Origin of the sequence: Pseudomonas sp. Irchel 3E20 (genome assembly GCF_900187645.1) — a bacterium.
In the GTDB taxonomy this organism is placed as follows: Bacteria; Pseudomonadota; Gammaproteobacteria; order Pseudomonadales; family Pseudomonadaceae; genus Aquipseudomonas.
The window spans coordinates 147113-163587 of sequence record NZ_FYEE01000006.1; the positions used below are offsets into that span (position 1 = coordinate 147113).

The 16475-nt window shown below is 64.7% G+C and carries 13 protein-coding genes; 4 read left to right on the forward strand and 9 right to left on the reverse strand.

Going from position 1 to position 16475, the window contains the following annotated elements; genetic code table 11:
- The first annotated feature begins 49 nt into the window (after positions 1 to 49).
- Together CKW13_RS13570 and CKW13_RS13575 are read left to right on the forward strand one after the other, a co-directional pair.
- The gene (locus CKW13_RS13570; RefSeq protein WP_095109135.1) at positions 50 to 1429 is read left to right on the forward strand and encodes a DUF2868 domain-containing protein; all 1380 of its coding nucleotides are present in this window, start codon (positions 50 to 52) and stop codon (positions 1427 to 1429) included.
- Entirely contained in the window at positions 1422 to 2804 is a 1383-nt protein-coding gene (locus CKW13_RS13575) for a GTPase/DUF3482 domain-containing protein (RefSeq protein WP_095109136.1), read from the forward strand. Before CKW13_RS13570 ends, CKW13_RS13575 begins: the two co-directional genes overlap by 8 nt.
- A 69-nt stretch (positions 2805 to 2873) precedes the next feature.
- On the opposite strand, the gene CKW13_RS13580 is transcribed toward CKW13_RS13575, so the two are convergent.
- The 5 genes from CKW13_RS13580 to CKW13_RS13600 all read right to left on the reverse strand — a co-directional run bounded on the left by CKW13_RS13580 (position 2874) and on the right by CKW13_RS13600 (position 9957).
- Positions 2874 to 3899 (reverse strand): putative 2-aminoethylphosphonate ABC transporter substrate-binding protein, encoded by a 1026-nt coding sequence (locus tag CKW13_RS13580; RefSeq protein ID WP_095109137.1) that lies wholly within the window; start codon positions 3897 to 3899, stop codon positions 2874 to 2876.
- Positions 3900 to 3931: 32 nt separating this feature from the next.
- Complete coding sequence (locus CKW13_RS13585; protein WP_095109138.1) at positions 3932 to 5656, reverse strand: putative 2-aminoethylphosphonate ABC transporter permease subunit; 1725 nt, start codon at positions 5654 to 5656, stop codon at positions 3932 to 3934.
- Positions 5656 to 6732: a putative 2-aminoethylphosphonate ABC transporter ATP-binding protein gene (locus CKW13_RS13590; protein WP_095109139.1), complete on the reverse strand. Its 1077-nt coding sequence runs from the start codon at positions 6730 to 6732 to the stop codon at positions 5656 to 5658. Before CKW13_RS13590 ends, CKW13_RS13585 begins: the two co-directional genes overlap by 1 nt.
- A 114-nt stretch (positions 6733 to 6846) precedes the next feature.
- Positions 6847 to 7716, reverse strand: coding sequence for a LysR family transcriptional regulator (locus CKW13_RS13595; RefSeq protein ID WP_095109140.1), 870 nt, complete (start codon positions 7714 to 7716; stop codon positions 6847 to 6849).
- 15 nt (positions 7717 to 7731) lie between these two features.
- Positions 7732 to 9957 (reverse strand): heavy metal translocating P-type ATPase, encoded by a 2226-nt coding sequence (locus tag CKW13_RS13600; RefSeq protein ID WP_095109141.1) that lies wholly within the window; start codon positions 9955 to 9957, stop codon positions 7732 to 7734.
- An 85-nt stretch (positions 9958 to 10042) separates the two neighbouring features.
- Between CKW13_RS13600 and cadR the strand changes: the two genes are divergently transcribed.
- On the forward strand, positions 10043 to 10492 hold the full coding sequence (cadR, locus tag CKW13_RS13605; RefSeq protein ID WP_095109142.1) for a Cd(II)/Pb(II)-responsive transcriptional regulator: 450 nt from the start codon (positions 10043 to 10045) through the stop codon (positions 10490 to 10492).
- Positions 10493 to 10522: 30 nt separating this feature from the next.
- Here cadR and CKW13_RS13610 read toward each other — a convergent pair whose 3' ends face one another.
- The 3 genes from CKW13_RS13610 to CKW13_RS13620 all read right to left on the reverse strand — a co-directional run bounded on the left by CKW13_RS13610 (position 10523) and on the right by CKW13_RS13620 (position 13213).
- Entirely contained in the window at positions 10523 to 11494 is a 972-nt protein-coding gene (locus CKW13_RS13610; protein ID WP_095109143.1) for a thymidylate synthase, read from the reverse strand.
- 48 nt (positions 11495 to 11542) lie between these two features.
- Positions 11543 to 12355: a prolipoprotein diacylglyceryl transferase gene (lgt, locus tag CKW13_RS13615; RefSeq protein ID WP_095109144.1), complete on the reverse strand. Its 813-nt coding sequence runs from the start codon at positions 12353 to 12355 to the stop codon at positions 11543 to 11545.
- Positions 12356 to 12430: 75 nt separating this feature from the next.
- Entirely contained in the window at positions 12431 to 13213 is a 783-nt protein-coding gene (locus tag CKW13_RS13620; protein WP_095109145.1) for a sulfite exporter TauE/SafE family protein, read from the reverse strand.
- A gap of 111 nt (positions 13214 to 13324) precedes the next feature.
- Between CKW13_RS13620 and CKW13_RS13625 the strand changes: the two genes are divergently transcribed.
- Complete coding sequence (locus CKW13_RS13625; RefSeq protein WP_095109146.1) at positions 13325 to 14071, forward strand: NRDE family protein; 747 nt, start codon at positions 13325 to 13327, stop codon at positions 14069 to 14071.
- A gap of 114 nt (positions 14072 to 14185) precedes the next feature.
- Here CKW13_RS13625 and ptsP read toward each other — a convergent pair whose 3' ends face one another.
- Positions 14186 to 16465, reverse strand: coding sequence for a phosphoenolpyruvate--protein phosphotransferase (gene ptsP, locus CKW13_RS13630; RefSeq protein ID WP_095109147.1), 2280 nt, complete (start codon positions 16463 to 16465; stop codon positions 14186 to 14188).
- Positions 16466 to 16475: the final 10 nt, after the last annotated feature.

Below are 16475 nucleotides of genomic sequence, written 5' to 3' on the forward strand. Positions count from 1 at the left end.
AGCGCCGCAGCGGTTATGCTCAGCGCTCATTTGAGCGACGGTATCGTGCGTGACTGAACTGACTCCCCTGCACCACCTCTGGCTGACGGAAACCGTGCGCTTGCGCGAAGAACACGCCGGCGCCCTGGACGACCAGGAAGCCAACCGCCTCGCCCGCGCCGCCGGCGGCGACCTGGCGAGCCGCATCCAGCACCGCGCCCTGACCCTGGCCACCCGCGATGGCCTGCGCGAAGCCTTGGGCCACTGGCTGCAAGGCGCACGCCTGGCGGTATGGCTGCTGGCCGTGCTGGCCATCATCAGCGGCGCGGGCCTGGCCTTCGCCGCACTGGGCGACGGCCAGCGCCCGGTCAATGTGTTTTGGGCTCTAGGCAGCCTGCTGGGGTTGAACCTGATCCTGCTGCTGGGCTGGGCCTTAGGCCTGGCGTTTGCCGGTGAACACAGCGCCAGCCTGGGGCGGCTGTGGTTGTGGCTCAGCGAAAAACTGGCCCGCGACGCCAAGGCCGCGCAACTGGCCCCCGCCCTGCTGCTGATGCTGCAACGGCGCAAACTCAACCGCTGGGCCGTGGGCACCCTGGTCAATGGCCTGTGGCTGCTGGCGATGCTCAGTGCGGTGGCGATCCTGCTGGTGCTGCTGACCACCCACCGCTACAGCTTCTTCTGGGAAAGCACCCTGCTGGGCGCCGATGCCTTTGTCGCCATGACCAACGCCCTCGCCGCCGCGCCACGGGCCATCGGTTTTGGCGTGCCGACCGTGGCCATGATCGAGGCCAGCACTCGCGATGTGTACAACACCGAACTGGTGCGGCAGATGTGGGCCACCTGGCTGGTGGGCGCGATGCTGATTTACGGCGTGCTGCCGCGCCTGCTGCTGATGCTGTTTTGCCGTTGGCGCTGGCGGCGCGGGCAAGCGGCCCTGGGCCTGGACCTCAACCTGCCCGGCTACGCCCAATTGCGTGAACGCCTGATGCCCAGCAGCGAACGCCTGGGAGTCAATGACGCCGCGCCAGCGCAGTTGCACCGCGTCGAAAGCGGTGCGGGTGTGCAGCACAGCGACGGCGCCCTGCTGGTGGCCATCGAACTGGACGACCAACACCCCTGGCCCCCGGCCCTGCCCAAGGGCGTGAAAGACGCTGGCATCCTCGACAGCCGCGAATCGCGCAACAAGCTGCTGGAACAACTGAGCCGCTTCCCGGCGGCGCGCCTGCTGATTACCTGCGACCCACGGCGCTCGCCGGATCGCGGCAGCCTGGCACTGATCGCTGAACTGGCGCGCAGTGCAACCGCTACCCGCGTGTGGTTGCTCCAAGCGCCACCCGGCCAGGCCCTGGACGCCGAGCGCCTGGGCGACTGGCACAGCGCCCTGCGCCAACTGGAACTGCCGTTCGCCGATTGCGCCCCCATGAACTGGCTGGAGACAGGCCATGACTGAATCCGCCAAGCCGCTGAAACTGGCCGTGGTCGGCCACACCAACGTAGGCAAGACCTCCCTGCTGCGCACCCTGACCCGGGACGTGGGCTTTGGCGAGGTGTCCCACCGCCCCAGCACCACGCGCCACGTCGAAGGGGCGCGGCTGTCGGTGGACGGCGAGCCGCTGCTGGAGCTCTACGACACCCCTGGCCTGGAAGACGCCATCGCCCTGCTCGACTACCTCGAACGCCTGGAGCAACCGGGCGAGCGCCTCGACGGCCCAGCGCGGCTGGCGCGTTTTCTCGACGCCAGCGAAGCGCGCCAGCGCTTTGAACAGGAAGCCAAGGTGCTGCGCCAACTGCTGGCCTCGGACGCCGGTTTGTACGTGATCGACGCCCGCGAGCCGGTGCTGGCCAAGTACCGCGATGAGTTGCAAGTGCTGGCCAGTTGCGGCAAACCGCTGCTGCCAGTACTCAACTTCGTCAGCAGCGCCAACCACCGCGAGCCGGATTGGCGCGAAGCCCTCGCACGCCTGGGGCTGCACGCCCTGGTGCGCTTTGACAGCGTCGCCCCGCCCGAGGATGGCGAAAGGCGCCTGTATGAAAGCCTGGCGCTGCTGCTGGAAAGCGCCCGCGGCCAACTCGAACGCCTGATCGCCGACCAACAAGCCCAGCGCCACGCCCGGCAACAGAGCGCGGCGCGATTGATCGCCGAACTGCTGATCGACTGCGCGGCATGCCGGCGCAGCGTCAGCACCGAGGCCGGCGAAGAACAGCAAGCCGTCAGCCAACTGCACACGGCCATCCGCCAGCGCGAACAACGCTGCGTCGAGGCCCTGCTCAAGCTCTATGGTTTTCGCCCCCAGGACGCCGATGCGGGCGACCTGCCGCTGCTGGATGGGCGCTGGGGCGACGACTTGTTCAACCCCGAAACCCTCAAGCAACTGGGGGTGCGGGTCGGCGGTGGGATCGCCGCAGGCGCTGCGGCCGGCGCCGGGGTGGATTTACTGGTGGGCGGCCTGACCCTCGGTGCCGCCGCCCTGGCCGGCGCTATCGCCGGCGGCGCCCTGCAAACCGCGCGCGGCTACGGCAGCCGCTTGCTGGGTAAGCTCAAGGGCCAACGGGAATTGACCATCGACGACAGCGTGCTGCGCCTGCTGGCCCTGCGCCAACGCCAGTTGCTGCAGGCCCTCAACTTGCGCGGGCACGCGGCGATGGACAGCATCAAGGTCGCCGCGCCCCAGGACAAAACCTGGCGTGAAGGCAAACTGCCCGCGGCCCTGACCCGCGCCCGCGCGCACCCGCAATGGTCGTCCCTCAACCCCGGCGCCCGCCTGAGCCAGGCCCAACGCCAGGAAGAGGTGGAGGCCTTGAGCCACGTCCTCAACGACCTCTAGCCGCAGGCCATACAAACGAAAACGCTCCCGGGGCGACGGATGGCCCCGGGAGCGCGGTTAACCCATCATTTACTTGGCTACGACTTTCTCGGACTTGCCGTCATAACGCTTGCGCCACTCGGCAAGGATCGCGTCGCGATTCTTCGAGGCCCAGGCAAAGTCATTCTTGATAAGGCGCTGCTCATAGTCGGCAGGCAACTCGGTCTGCGGCTTGGCGATGCCGGGCTGGGCGAGGACAGCGAAGTTCTCCTTGTACAACTCCATGGCCGCAGGGCTGGCGGAGAAGTCGGCGAGTTTTTTCGCTGCGGCCTCATGGGGCGTGCCCTTGATGACGGCGGTGGCTTCGATTTCCCAGCCCAGGCCTTCCTTGGGCAGCACGATATCCAGCGGCGCGCCCTGGCGCTTGAGCTGCACGGCGGGGTACTCGAAGGAAATGCCGATAGGGAACTCCCCCGCCGCCGCCAACTTGCACGGCTTGGAGCCGGAGTGCACGTATTGGCCGATGTTCTGGTGCAGGTCGTCCATGTACTGCCAGCCCTGCTTCTCACCGAAGGTTTGCAACCAGGCGCTGACATCGAGGAAACCGGTGCCGGACGACGCCGGGTTCGGCATAACGATCTTGCCCTTGTACTCAGGCTTGGTCAGGTCCTGCCAGCTCACTGGTTTGCTCAGGCCCTGTTTTTCGGCTTCGACGGTGTTAAAGCAAATGGTCGCGGCCCACACGTCCATGCCCACCCAGGCCGGCGGGTTGGCGGCGTCGCGGTAGTTGCTGCCGATTTTGTCCAAGTCGTGCGGGGCGTAGTTTTGCAGCATGCCCTGGGCATCGAGGATGGCCAGGCTCGACGCCGCCAGGCCCCACACCGCGTCAGCCTGGGGGCGGGCCTTTTCGGCCAGCAGCTTGGCGGTGATGATCCCGGTGGAATCACGCACCCATTTGATTTCCACGTCCGGGTTGGCCTGCTCGAAGGCCTGTTTGTAGGTCTTGAGTTGTTCGGCTTCTAGGGCGGTGTACACCGTCAACTCGGTTTTCGCCGCGAAGGCGTTCAGGCTGAAAGCGGTGAGAGCAGCAGCGGCCAGGGCCAGGGGCTTGAACATGAGCGTTTTCCTGTGTGAGTTAAGGGGCTGAATCATTGGCCGGGAGCGCTCTGGCGCCAGGCCTGGGAGCGGCGCAGCAAGCCGCGCGACGCCCAGGCCAGGAGCAGGGAAACGCTCGCCGAAGTGAACAGAATCAAGGTGGACATGGCCGCCGCGCCGCCGACGTTGCCGGCGTCGTCCATGTTCAGCACCGCCACGGCGGCGAGGATGGTGTCGGGGCTGTAGAGGAAAATCGCCGCCGACACGGTGGTCATGGCCGAGACGAACAGGTAGCGCACGATGTCCAGCAGGGCCGGCAGGCAAATCGGCACCGTGACCCTCACGTAGTGGCGATACAGCGGCGCCTTCAGCGACAGGGCGGCGGCCTCGAACTCCGCGTCGAGTTGGCGCAGGGCGGTGGTGGCGGTCATTTGCGCGGTGGTCAAATAGTGAGCAATGGTGCAGACCACTAGCAGGGTCATCGTCCCGTAGAACACATGCAGTGGGTTGCCGCTGAGGTTGAAGAAAAACACGTAGCCCAGGCCCAAGACCAAACCCGGCACCGCCATCGGTACGAAACTCAGCATGCGCAGCGTCAGGTTGAGGCCGCGCTGGCTGTGGGTTTTTTCCATCAGGTAGGCACCGGTGAAGATCAGCACGCTGCCGATCAGCGCCGTGCACAGGGCCATCTTCACGCTGTTGCCGTAGGCCAGCCAGCCGCCGCCCGCCGTGTCGTTGAACTGGTAGTGGTTGAGCGACAGCGACAGGTTGTACGGCCAGAACTTGACCAGCGACGAATACACCGCCATGCCGAACACCAGCAACAACACCGCGCAGATCAACAGCACGATGGCCAGGTAGCAGCCATCGCGCAGCCGCGACGGCGCCGGGGTGAACACCTGGGCGCGGCCGCTCATGGCATCGCCGTGCTGGCGCCGCAGCCAGGCGTCCACGGCGAAACTGAACAGCGCCGGCAGCAACAGCACCATGCCGATCAACGCACCGCGGCCAAATTGCTGCTGGCCCACTACCGCCTTATAGGCTTCCAGGGCCAGCACCTGGTAGTCGCCGCCGACCACCACCGGCACGCCAAAGTCAGTGATGGTCAGGGTGAACACCAGGCAGAACGCAGCGAACACGGCTTGCCGGGTGGCCGGCCAGGTGATGCTACGAAACGCCTTGGCCGGGCTGGCGCCCATGCTGGAGGCGGCGTCGAACAGGCGCGCATCGGCCAAGGACAGCGCCGACAACAGAATCATCAGCGCATGGGGAAAGGTGTAGATCGCCTCGCCGAGGACGATGCCCCAGAAACCGTAGATGTTGTCCGACAGCAACCCACGCAACAGGCCCTGGTTGCCGAACAGGTAGACCAGGGCAATGCCCGGCAGCATCGAGGGCGCCATTAGCGGCAGCAGCGATAGGCCGCGCCACAGGCCTTTTGCCGGGATCAGGGTGCGCTGCAAGGCGTAGGCAAACAGGTAGGCCAAAGGTACGACGATGGCCGCGACACTCAGCGAAACTTTCAGGCTATTGCCCAGCAACCAGTGGAAGTTGTCGCTGGTCAGCAGCTCCCGCGCGGCCACCAAGCCTCCGCCCTGGCCGTCTTCGGCGCTGAAACCGCGCCAGAAGATCGCCAGCAGCGGCATCAGCACCGCCACGCTCAGCAGGCACAACAGCAGCAGTTTGCCGCCAATCACGAAGACCCGGTCACCGAGTTCGGCGCGCGAAGCCTTGCGCACCTGCTTGTGCGCCAGCGCCAGGGTCATGGGTGTGCTCATCAGGCAAACACCTGCAGGCTGCGCGGCGGCAGGGCGACCATGATGTCCTGTGCGCCCAGGCGTGGCATGGCCTCGGGCGCCACTTCGGCGAGCAAGGCGTGGCCGGGCAAGTGGTTGAGTTCAAAACTCATGCGGCAGCGGTTACCCAAAAAGGTGATCTCGCGCACCTTGGCCGGGAACAGGTTTTCTTCGTGCACCAACGGGTTGACGCTGATCGCCTCGGGGCGGCAGAACAACCGCCCCGACGCTGCGCTGCCGGCATTGGCAGCCAGGCGCAGGCTCATGCCGCCCACCTGGGCGTGGCTCTGGCTGTGGCGCTGGAACGGTAGCCAGTTACCCTGACCGACGAATTCGGCGACGAAAGGCGTGGCCGGGTGGTCGTAGATTTCCTGCGGGGTGGCGTATTGCTCGACCTTGCCGTGGTTCATCACGGCGATGCGGTCGGCCATCAACATGGCTTCGTCCTGGTTGTGGGTGACCATCAACGTGGTGATGCCCAGGCTGCGCTGCAATTGGCGCAATTCGGTGCACAAATGCTCGCGCACGCGGGCGTCGAGGGCCGACATCGGCTCGTCGAGCAGCAGCAACGAGGGTGCTGGCGCCAAGGCGCGGGCCAGGGCCACGCGCTGTTGCTGGCCGCCGGACAATTGGCCGGGGTACTTCTTTTCGCTGCCGGTCAGGCCCACCAGTTCCAGCATCTGTGCCACGCGCTTGCGCACCTCCTCGCGGCCGCTGCCGGCCAGGCCATAGGCGATGTTGGCTTCGACGCTGAGGTTGGGAAACAGGGCGTAGGACTGGAACAAAATCCCGTAGTCCCGCGCCTGCGGTGCCAGTCGGGAAACATCGCGATCACCCAGGTACAACTCGCCACGGTCCTGGCGCTCCAGGCCTGCGATGCAGCGTAGCAAGGTGGTCTTGCCACACCCGGATGGCCCGAGCAGGCACACCAACTCGCCGGCGGCGACGTCCAGCGACACGTTGTCCAGGGCGGTAAAGGCGCCGAAGCGTTTCTCGACACCGCGTACCTTCATCGGCGCACCGGGGTTGCTCAGGGGTATTGCGATCGCGTGGTTCATGGATGGGCCTCATCAAGCAGATGCAGGCCATCCTAGGGAAGCAATGCGTAGGTCTTGTGGCAGCGAGGCAAAAACTGCCGATAGTGGTATTGGGGGATTTGGGTAGGAGCGGGCTTAGCCTTCAATCGGCGCCATTTCCTGCGCCACGCCCAAAAATGCCGCCGGCAGCCGCGCGTTTTTGCGCTCTTTGAGGCAGTACAGGTACTCGGGCAACAGCGGTGCGTTTTCCAGGGTCAGCACCTTTAGCTGCGGGTCGTGGGGCACTTCCTGGCGGGCGATGATGCTGATGCCGATGTTGCGCAGCACCGCTTCGCGGATCGATTCGCGGCTGCCGATTTCCAGCAAGGGCCCGAAGGACACGCCCGCGCTCTTGAGCATGTGTTCGGTCAACTGCCGGGTGGTGGAGCCCGTTTCGCGCATCAGCAGCGTGTGCCCGTTCAGCGCACTGAGGGGGATGTGGTCGAACGCCGCCAACGGGTGGTTGCGGTGCACCGCCAGCACGAGAGGGTCCATGCCCAACACCCGGCGGATCAGGCGCGGGTCTTCCAGCAGTTGGGACGAGGCAGCGACGTCGACACGGTATTCCTCCAGGGCTTCAAGCACCTGCTGGGAATTGCCGATTTCCACCGACACCTCGACCTGGGGCAGGCGTTCGCGAAAGGTTTTCACCAGGTCGAGGATGTAATACGGCGCCGTCGCGGCAATGCGCAGGGAGCCCTGCACCTGCCCGGTGTTGCGCAGGAAGAACTCAATGTCAGCCTCCTGCTGCAACAGCATCTTGACCATCGGCAGCAACCGCGCGCCGTCGTCGCTCAGGCTCAGGCGCCGGCCGCCGCGGTAGAACAACTCCACGCCGTATTGGCTTTCCAGGTGCCGAATCTGGGTCGTCACCGTGGGCTGGCTCAGGGCCAGTTTTTTCGCCGCCTGGGTGATGCTACCCAGGCGGGCAACCATGTAAAACGCCTTTAGCTCGGCACTCAGCACTGCACGCTCGCTTCTTTATTTGCGCACCAGGCGCAAGCCATTGAACACCACCAACAGGGCAACGCCCATGTCGGCAAACACAGCCATCCACATGGTGGCCATCCCGAAGAAGGTTACCGCAAGAAAGATCGCCTTGATGACCAGCGCCAGGGCGATGTTTTGCTTGAGCACCGTGGACGTCTGGCGCGACAGGCGAATAAATGCGGGGATCTTGCGCAGATCGTCGTCCATTAGGGCGACATCGGCGGTTTCGATGGCGGTGTCGGTGCCGGCCGCAGCCATGGCGAAACCGATTTCGGAACGGGCCAGGGCCGGGGCGTCGTTGATGCCGTCGCCCACCATACCCACCCGATGGCCCTGGGCGTACAAGGCTTCGATGGCGCTGAGTTTGTCGGCCGGCAGCAGGTTGCCCTCGGCGCGGTCGATGCCCACTTGTGCGGCAATGGCTTGGGCGGTGTGGGGGTTGTCGCCGGTCAGCATGAGGGTCTTGATGCCCAGCTCATGCAGTTGCGCGATGGCTTCGCGGCTCGACGCCTTGACGGTATCGGCCACCGCGAACAGGGCCAACGGGCCGCCCGAGTTGAGCAGCAGCACCACGGATTTGCCTTGTTTTTCCAGGGCGAACAAGCGCTCTTCCAACGCGGGGGAGCACAGGCCCAACTCCTCCACCAACCGGTGGTTGCCCAAGTGGTAGAGCTGGCCGCCGATTTCGCCGCTCACGCCGCGCCCGGCCAGGGCCGCAAAGTTATCCACCGTGTGCAGCGCGGTGTGGTTATCCACAGCCGCGTTGGCGATGGCCATCGACACCGGGTGGTCGGAGCGCGCCGCGAGGCTGGCGGCCAGGGCCACGGCTGTGCCTTCGGCCAAAGGGTCGAGCGCCACGAAATCGGTCTGTACCGGTTTGCCGTGGGTGATGGTGCCGGTCTTGTCCAGGGCCAGGTAGTCGAGTTTGTAGCCGCCCTCCAGGTACACGCCGCCCTTGACCAGAATGCCTTTGCGCGCCGCCGCCGCGAGGCCGCTGACGATGGTCACGGGGGTGGAAATCACCAGTGCACACGGGCACGCCACCACCAGCAGGACCAACGCGCGGTAGATCCAGTCGAACCACGCCGCGCCCATGAACAGCGGCGGGATCAGGGCCACGCCCAGGGCGAAGAGGAACACCACCGGGGTGTAGATTTTCGCGAAGCTGTCGACGAAACGCTGGGTCGGCGCCCGCGCGCCCTGGGCCTGTTCCACGGCGTGAATGATGCGCGCCAGGGTGGAGTGGTTGGCGGCGGCGGTGACACGGTATTCCAGCGAGCCTGACTGGTTGATGGTGCCCGCGAAGACTTTGTCGCCGAGGGTTTTCTCCACAGGCAGGCTTTCGCCGGTAATCGGTGCCTGGTCGATGGTGGAGTTGCCGGCGGTTACTTCGCCGTCCAGGCCCACGCGTTCGCCGGGGCGAACCCGCACGATGGCGTCCAGTTCAACGCTTTTCACTTCCCGTTCGGCCCAGGTTCCGTCGGCCTGGCGCACGGTCGCGGTCTCCGGGGCCATTTGCATCAGGCCACTGATGGCGTTGCGCGCGCGGTCCAGGGACTTGGCTTCGATCAGCTCGGCCACGGTGAACAGGAACATCACCATCGCCGCTTCCGGCCACTGGCCGATCAGCACCGCGCCGGTCACGGCGATACTCATCAGCGCGTTGATGTTGAGGTTGAAGTTCTTGATGGCGATCCAGCCCTTTTTATAGGTGCCAAGGCCACCACTGAGGATCGACACCAGAGCCACCAGCGCAACGACGACCGTAGGCGCTGCGTCGGTGAAGTGGATAACCTCGGCAGCCAGGGCCATGACCCCGGACAGGGCCAACGGCCACCAAGGTTTTTTCGCCGGGGCGGCCGGCGGGTGTTCAGCCTCGACGCCTGCCTCGAACGGGTCGGCCTGCATGCCCAGGGACGCGATGGCGTCGATGATCGGCGTCGTGGACGGCAGATCGTGGGTCACGCTCAACACCCGGTTAATCAGGTTGAATTCCAGTTGCTGCACGCCGGCCATTTTGCCGAGCTTGTTCTGGATCAGCGTCTGCTCGGTGGGGCAGTCCATGGCTTCGATGCGGAACGTGCTCAGGCGCCCATTGGCGCTGACCGCAGCGGTGATTTTCACCACGGCGGGCGCGGCTTTGCTTGAACAGCAGGAATGGCCGTGGTCGTGTTTTTCTTCAGTTTTGTGTTTGTGGATATGCAGGGAATCGCTCATCGCGGTGCTTCCAAGAATGTGCCTGTTGCCAAGTAAAGACCCTATAGCCACTATAGGGTCAAGCACCCTTTTTGGAGACCTTGCGATGAAGATCGGCGAACTGGCCAAACTGACTGACTGCCCGGTGGAAACCATCCGCTATTACGAGCGCGAAGGCTTGTTGCCACCACCCGCGCGCAGCGAAGGCAACTATCGGCTGTACACCCAGGCCCACAGCGAGCGCCTGACGTTTATCCGCAACTGCCGCACGCTGGACATGACCCTGGAAGAAATCCGCAGCCTGCTGGTACTGCGCGACAGCCCGCAGGACCAGTGCGAGAACGTCAATGCCCTGGTGGACGAGCACATCCTCCACGTCAAGGCCCGCATCGATGGCCTGCTGGCCTTGCAGGTGCAATTGATCGACCTGCGCCAACGCTGCCACGAAGCGCCCGGCATCGAGCAATGCGGGATCTTGCAGCGCCTGGAAGTCAGTGGCTCGGTGGTGACCAGTGAGGGTGAGCCTTCACATGTGGGCAGAAGCCACGGGCATTGACGGCTCACCCACAGTTTTTGAGGGAGGGGGTCAGACCGCCATCGGTGCGGTCATCGGCGCGTGGTGCTGGTAGCCCTCCAGCGAGAAGTCGCCGGGTTCGACCTGCTCCAGCCACTCGGGCTGGTAGACGCCGGTCTTGGCGAACTCCGGTACGCGGTCGGCGATCACCAGGCGCGGCATCGGGAACGGCTCGCGGGTGAGCTGTTCGTTGAGCATGTCCAGGTGGTTTTCGTAGACGTGGGCATCGCCAATGAAATAGGTGAACCAGCGCGGCGTGTAGCCGGTGAGGCGGCCGATCAGGCTCAGCAGCGCGGCGCCTTCGGTGAGGTTGAACGGCGTGCCCAGACCCAGGTCGTTGGAGCGGATGTAGAGGGTCAGGGAGATTTCCCGGGTTTCGACGTTGGGGTGGAACTGGTACAGCAAGTGGCACGGCGGCAGGGCCATTTCATCGAGTTGGGCGCAGTTCCAGCCGTGGAACAGAATGCGGCGGCTGCCCGGGTCGTTGATGATGGTGTCCACGCACTGGCGCACCTGGTCGATGGACTTGTAGAGCACCACATAGGCCTGGCCGTTTTCCTCGCCTTCGGCGATCTGGCGGTAGCCTTGCTGGAGCGCCTGCTCGATAGCGGCGGCGTTGCTGCGCGGGACTTGCTTGTACGCCGGCCACTTGCGCCATTGCACGCCGTAGATCTCGCCCAGGTCGTCGTCGCCCTGGCGGAACGGGTTGGCCAGCCACTGGGTGTTTTCGTTGGCGTTCTGGTCCCAGACCTTGCAGCCCAGGGCGCGGAACTCGGCGGCGTTGTTCACCCCGCGCAAAAAGCCGCACATCTCGCCGATGGCGGACTTGAACGCCATGCGCCGCGTGGTGATCGCCGGAAAACCTTCCTTGAGGTCATAGCGCAGCATCGCGCCGGGAACGCTGATGGTGTTCACGCCGGTACGGTTGGCCTGTTTGGTGCCGTTCTTGATGACGTGGGCGACCAGATCGAGATATTGCTTCATGAATTACCTGTGTCCTTGAACGCAGGGCTGGCGCCCTGCGCTGCGAATTTAAAGCGCGGCGTTCTTGGCCGCTGGTGCGCGGTGGTAGGCCAGCCAGATCAAGGCCAGGCCGCCGACGATCATCGGCAGGCAGAGCACCTGGCCCATGGTCAGCCAGTCCCATGCAAGGTAGCCGAGCTGGGCATCCGGCACGCGCACGAACTCGACAATGAACCGGAAGAGGCCGTAGAACAGCGCGAACATGCCGGAGACCGCCATGGTCGGGCGTGGCTTACGCGAGAACAGCCAGAGGATGGCGAACAATGCCACGCCTTCGAGGGCGAACTGGTAGAGCTGCGACGGATGGCGCGCCAGTTGCGAGGGGTCGCTGTAGGGCGGGAACACCATCGCCCACGGCACGTCGGTGGGCTTGCCCCACAACTCGGCGTTGATGAAGTTGCCGATGCGCCCGGCGCCCAGGCCGATGGGCACCATGGGTGCGACAAAATCCATCAGCTCGAAGAACGACTTGCCGTTGCGTTTACCGAACCACAGCGCCGCCAGCATCACGCCGATAAAGCCACCGTGGAACGACATGCCGCCCTTCCACACTTCGAAAATCAGCAGCGGGTTGGCCAGGTAGGCGCTCAGGTCGTAGAACAGCACGTAGCCCAGGCGCCCGCCGACGATCACGCCCATGGACATCCAGAACACCATGTCCGAGAGTTTTTCCTTGCTCCAGGTCGGGTCGAAACGGTTCAACCGGCGGGAGGCCAGCAACCATGCGCCGCCGATGCCGATCAGATACATCAGGCCGTACCAGTGGATTTTCAGCGGGCCGATGGCCAGGGCCACCGGGTCAATCTGCGGGTAAGGCAGCATTGCGACTCCTCGTCAGTTTTCAACAGTCCGCCGGGACCATGCCCGGGCGGGATTAAGCCAGCATTGCGTTGCAGGTCAGATCAGGAAACTCAGACCCACGCAGAACAGCAAAGCGGCGAACAAGCGCTTGAGCAAACGCGGCGACAGCTTGTGGGCCAGGCGTGCGCCATAACGGGCGAAAAACATGCTGGTCAAAGCGATCCCCAGCAGCGCCGGCAAGTACACGAAGCCCAGGCTCTGGGCCGGCAGGTGCGGGTCGTTCCAGCCCAGCACCATGAAACTCAGGGCGCTGGCCAGGGCAATCGGCAAGCCGCACGCCGAAGACGTGGCCACGGCTTGTTGCATCGGCACGCTGCGCCAGGTCAGGAACGGTACGGTCAACGAACCGCCGCCGATGCCGAAAATCGCCGAGGCCCAGCCAATCACCGAGCCGGCCAGGGTCAGACCGACTTTACCCGGCACCGTTCGGCTGGCCTTGGGCTTGAGCTCCAGGGCCATCTGCACGGCGATCACCAGGGCGAACACGCCGATGATTTTTTGCAGGTTGGGGCCGGAAATCGCTTCAGCGGTGAGGGCGCCAAAACCGGCGCCGATCAGGATACCCAGGGTCATCCACACAAAGATCGGCCAGCGCACCGCGCCTTTGCGCTGGTGTTCACGCACGGCGTTGATCGAGGTGAAGATGATGGTCGCCAGGGAGGTGCCCACCGCCAGGTGAGTGAGGATCGAGGCGTCGAAGCCTTGCAGGGTGAAGCTGAACACCAGCACCGGAACGATGATGATCCCGCCGCCCACGCCAAACAGCCCGGCCAGCACGCCGGCACAGGCGCCCAGCAGCAGATAGAGGAGAAATTCCATGGTCGCACCCCGTAATAAGTGCGGCATGGTAACGGATGCATGGCCTGCGGCGGAACTGGATGAGCCAGGTTTGTCTGCGTAGAGTGGGCAAAAAACACAAGGGACAACCTTATGTGCCTGATCGTATTTGCCTGGCGCCCCGGCCACGCGCAGCCTTTGGTCGTTGCGGCCAACCGCGATGAATTCTATGCCCGCCCGAGCCTGCCGCTGGCGCAATGGCCGGAAAACCCGCAGATCTACGCCGGCCGCGACCTGGAGGCGGGTGGCACCTGGCTGGGCATTGGCGCCGACGGGCGCTTCGCCGCGCTGACCAATATCCGCAACCCCCACCAACCACCGGCGCGCAAGTCGCGGGGCGAGCTGGTGGCGCGGTTTCTCGATGGAAAGATCCCGATTGATGATTATTTGACCGATGTGGCCGGGCGCTCCATCGAGTACGCGGGGTTCAACCTGCTGATCGGCACCGCGCAGCAGCTGTGGTACTACAACGCCCTGACGACAGCGCCCGTGCAGGTGCAGGCAGGCGTCTACGGGCTGTCCAACGCCGGGCTCGATACACCGTGGCCGAAACTGCTCAAGGCCCGGGCGGCCCTGGGCGAAGTGCTCCACGACCCGCAACCGCAAGCCCTACTGGCGTTGCTGGGGGATAACCAGGTCGCGCCGTTCGCCGACCTGCCGGACACCGGCGTGGGCCTGGCCACCGAGACGCTGCTCTCGAGCGTGTTTATCGCCAGCCCCAGCTACGGCACGCGGGCGAGCACTGCGCTGATCGTCCACGCCGATGGCACGCGGCACTTGGTGGAGCGCAGCTTCGGGCCCTATGGCGGGCATCTGGGGGAGGTAGAGATAAAGGCCTGACAACGCTTAGGCAAACCCGTGGGAGCGGGCCCGCCCGCGATGGCGGCGGTACATTCAAAACCGCTATCGCGGGCAAGCCCGCTCCCACTGGCGGTGAGGGGCCGTCAACCGGTGTCAGAGGCTCTTGGCCGAGGCCGGGTTTATCATCCGCGTCAGCCCGAGGTTTTTCAGGGCCAGTTGCAGGGAACTGTGGATAACTTGCGGGTTGTCGATGGTCATCAACTCGGCCAGCAAGTCCTTGGCCATGCTCAGGTTGATCTGGCGCAGCATCCATTTCACTTTCGGCAGGTTGGTGGCGTTCATCGACAGGCTGTCGAAACCCATGGCCATCAACAGCACCGCCGCCGCCGGGTCACCGGCCATTTCACCGCAGATACTCACCGGTTTGCCTTCGGCATGGGCGTCGCGCACCACGTTTTGCAGGGCTTGCAGCACGGCCGGGTGCAGGTAGTCGTAGAGGTCGGCCACCCGCGGGTTGTTACGGTCCACGGCCAGCAGGTATTGGGTCAGGTCGTTGGAGCCGACCGAGAGGAAGTCCACCTGGCGCGCCAGTTCGCGGGTCTGGTACACCGCCGCGGGGATTTCGATCATCACGCCAATCGGCGGCATCGGCACGTCGGTGCCTTCGTCACGCACTTCGCCCCAGGCACGGTGGATCAAGTGCAGGGCTTCTTCCAGTTCGTGGGTGCCGGAGATCATCGGCAGGAGAATGCGCAGGTTGTTCAACCCTTCGCTGGCCTTGAGCATGGCGCGGGTCTGGACGAGGAAGATTTCAGGGTGGTCGAGGGTAACGCGGATCCCGCGCCAGCCAAGGAACGGGTTGTCTTCTTTGATCGGGAAGTAGGACAGTGACTTATCGCCGCCGATATCCAGGCTGCGCATCGTCACCGGTTGCGGATGGAAGGCGGCGAGTTGCTCGCGATAGATCGCAAGCTGCTCCTTTTCGCTGGGGAAGCGCTGGTTAATCATGAACGGCACTTCGGTGCGGTACAGGCCCACGCCCTCTGCGCCACGCTTCTGCGCCCGCGCCACATCGGCCAGCAGGCCGGTGTTGACCCACAACGGCATGCGGTGGCCATCCACCGTCACGCACGGCAAATCGCGCAAGGCATCGAGCCCCTGCGCCAATTGCCGCTCTTCTTCCACCACATCGGCAAACTGTTTGCGCAGCACCTCGCTGGGGTTGGTGTAGACCTCGCCGTGGTAGCCGTCGACGATCATCTGGATGCCGTCGACCTTGGAATACGGCAGGTCCACCAGGCCCATCACGGTCGGGATACCCATGGCGCGGGCCAGGATCGCGACGTGGGAGTTGCCCGAGCCAAGCACCGAAACCAGCCCCACCAGCTTGCCTTCCGGCACCTCGCCGAGCATGGCCGGCGTCAGTTCTTCGCTGATGAGAATGGTGTTGTCGGGGTAGACCAGGGTTTGCTGGCGTTCTTCCTGCAAATAGGCCAGCAGGCGCCGGCCCAGGTCCTTGACGTCCGAGGCGCGCTCGCGCAGGTAGGCGTCGTCCATCAATTCAAAGCGGTTGACGTGGTCGGTGACCACTTGGCGCAGCGCACCCTGGGCCCACTGGCCGGTCTTGATGACGGTGGTCACCTCGCTGCCCAGGGAGGCGTCGTCGAGCATCATCAGGTAGACGTCGAACAACGCGCGCTCTTCGGGGCGCAACTGGGTCGCGAGCTTGGCCGAGAGGGCGCGCATGTCGGCGCGCACGCCTTCGATGGCGGTCTTGAACAAGCCCAGTTCGGCGTCGATATCGGTGATGGTCTTGTCGGGCACTACGTCCAGGTCGGCCGGCGGCAGCATGACCACCGCGGTACCGACCGCCGCGCCCGGCGAACCCGGCACGCCGACGAACTTGGCTTCCTGGATGCCCTTGCCCTGGCGCCCCAGGCCGCGGATCGAACCGGTGGCCTCGGCGTGGGCGATAACCCCGGCCAGTTGCGCGCTCATGGTCACCAGGAAGGCTTCTTCGCCTTCATCGAACTGGCGCCGCTCTTTTTGCTGGATGACCAACACGCCGACAACGCGGCGGTGGTGAATGATCGGTGCGCCGAGGAAGGAGGCGTAGCGCTCTTCGCCGGTTTCGGCAAAGTAGCGGTAGCGTGGGTGGTCAGCGGCGTTTTCCAGGTTCAGGGGTTCTTCGCGCGTGCCGACCAGGCCGACCAGACCTTCGTTGGGCGCCATGCTGACCTTGCCGATGGAACGCTTGTTCAAGCCCTCCGTGGCCATCAGTACGAAGCGGTTGGTCTCCGGGTCCAGCAGGTACACCGAGCAGACCTGGCTGCCCATGGCTTCCTTGACGCGCAACACAATAATCCCCAACGCCGCCTTGAGATCCTTGGCGGAGTTAACTTCCTGGACGATCTTGCGCAGCGTATTGAGCATGGCTCGGGGT

Bases quoted from the DNA above. Each gene is read 5' to 3' on its own strand.
- CKW13_RS13625 (WP_095109146.1), top strand. From the start codon at position 13,325: ATGTGCCTGATCGTATTTGCCTGGCGCCCCGGCCACGCGCAGCCTTTG.
- CKW13_RS13620 (WP_095109145.1), bottom strand. From the start codon at position 13,213: ATGGAATTTCTCCTCTATCTGCTGCTGGGCGCCTGTGCCGGCGTGCTG.
- cadR (WP_095109142.1), top strand. From the start codon at position 10,043: ATGAAGATCGGCGAACTGGCCAAACTGACTGACTGCCCGGTGGAAACC.
- CKW13_RS13590 (WP_095109139.1), bottom strand. From the start codon at position 6,732: ATGAACCACGCGATCGCAATACCCCTGAGCAACCCCGGTGCGCCGATG.
- CKW13_RS13575 (WP_095109136.1), top strand. From the start codon at position 1,422: ATGACTGAATCCGCCAAGCCGCTGAAACTGGCCGTGGTCGGCCACACC.
- lgt (WP_095109144.1), bottom strand. From the start codon at position 12,355: ATGCTGCCTTACCCGCAGATTGACCCGGTGGCCCTGGCCATCGGCCCG.
- CKW13_RS13585 (WP_095109138.1), bottom strand. From the start codon at position 5,656: ATGAGCACACCCATGACCCTGGCGCTGGCGCACAAGCAGGTGCGCAAG.
- CKW13_RS13580 (WP_095109137.1), bottom strand. From the start codon at position 3,899: ATGTTCAAGCCCCTGGCCCTGGCCGCTGCTGCTCTCACCGCTTTCAGC.
- CKW13_RS13610 (WP_095109143.1), bottom strand. From the start codon at position 11,494: ATGAAGCAATATCTCGATCTGGTCGCCCACGTCATCAAGAACGGCACC.
- ptsP (WP_095109147.1), bottom strand. From the start codon at position 16,465: ATGCTCAATACGCTGCGCAAGATCGTCCAGGAAGTTAACTCCGCCAAG.
- CKW13_RS13600 (WP_095109141.1), bottom strand. From the start codon at position 9,957: ATGAGCGATTCCCTGCATATCCACAAACACAAAACTGAAGAAAAACAC.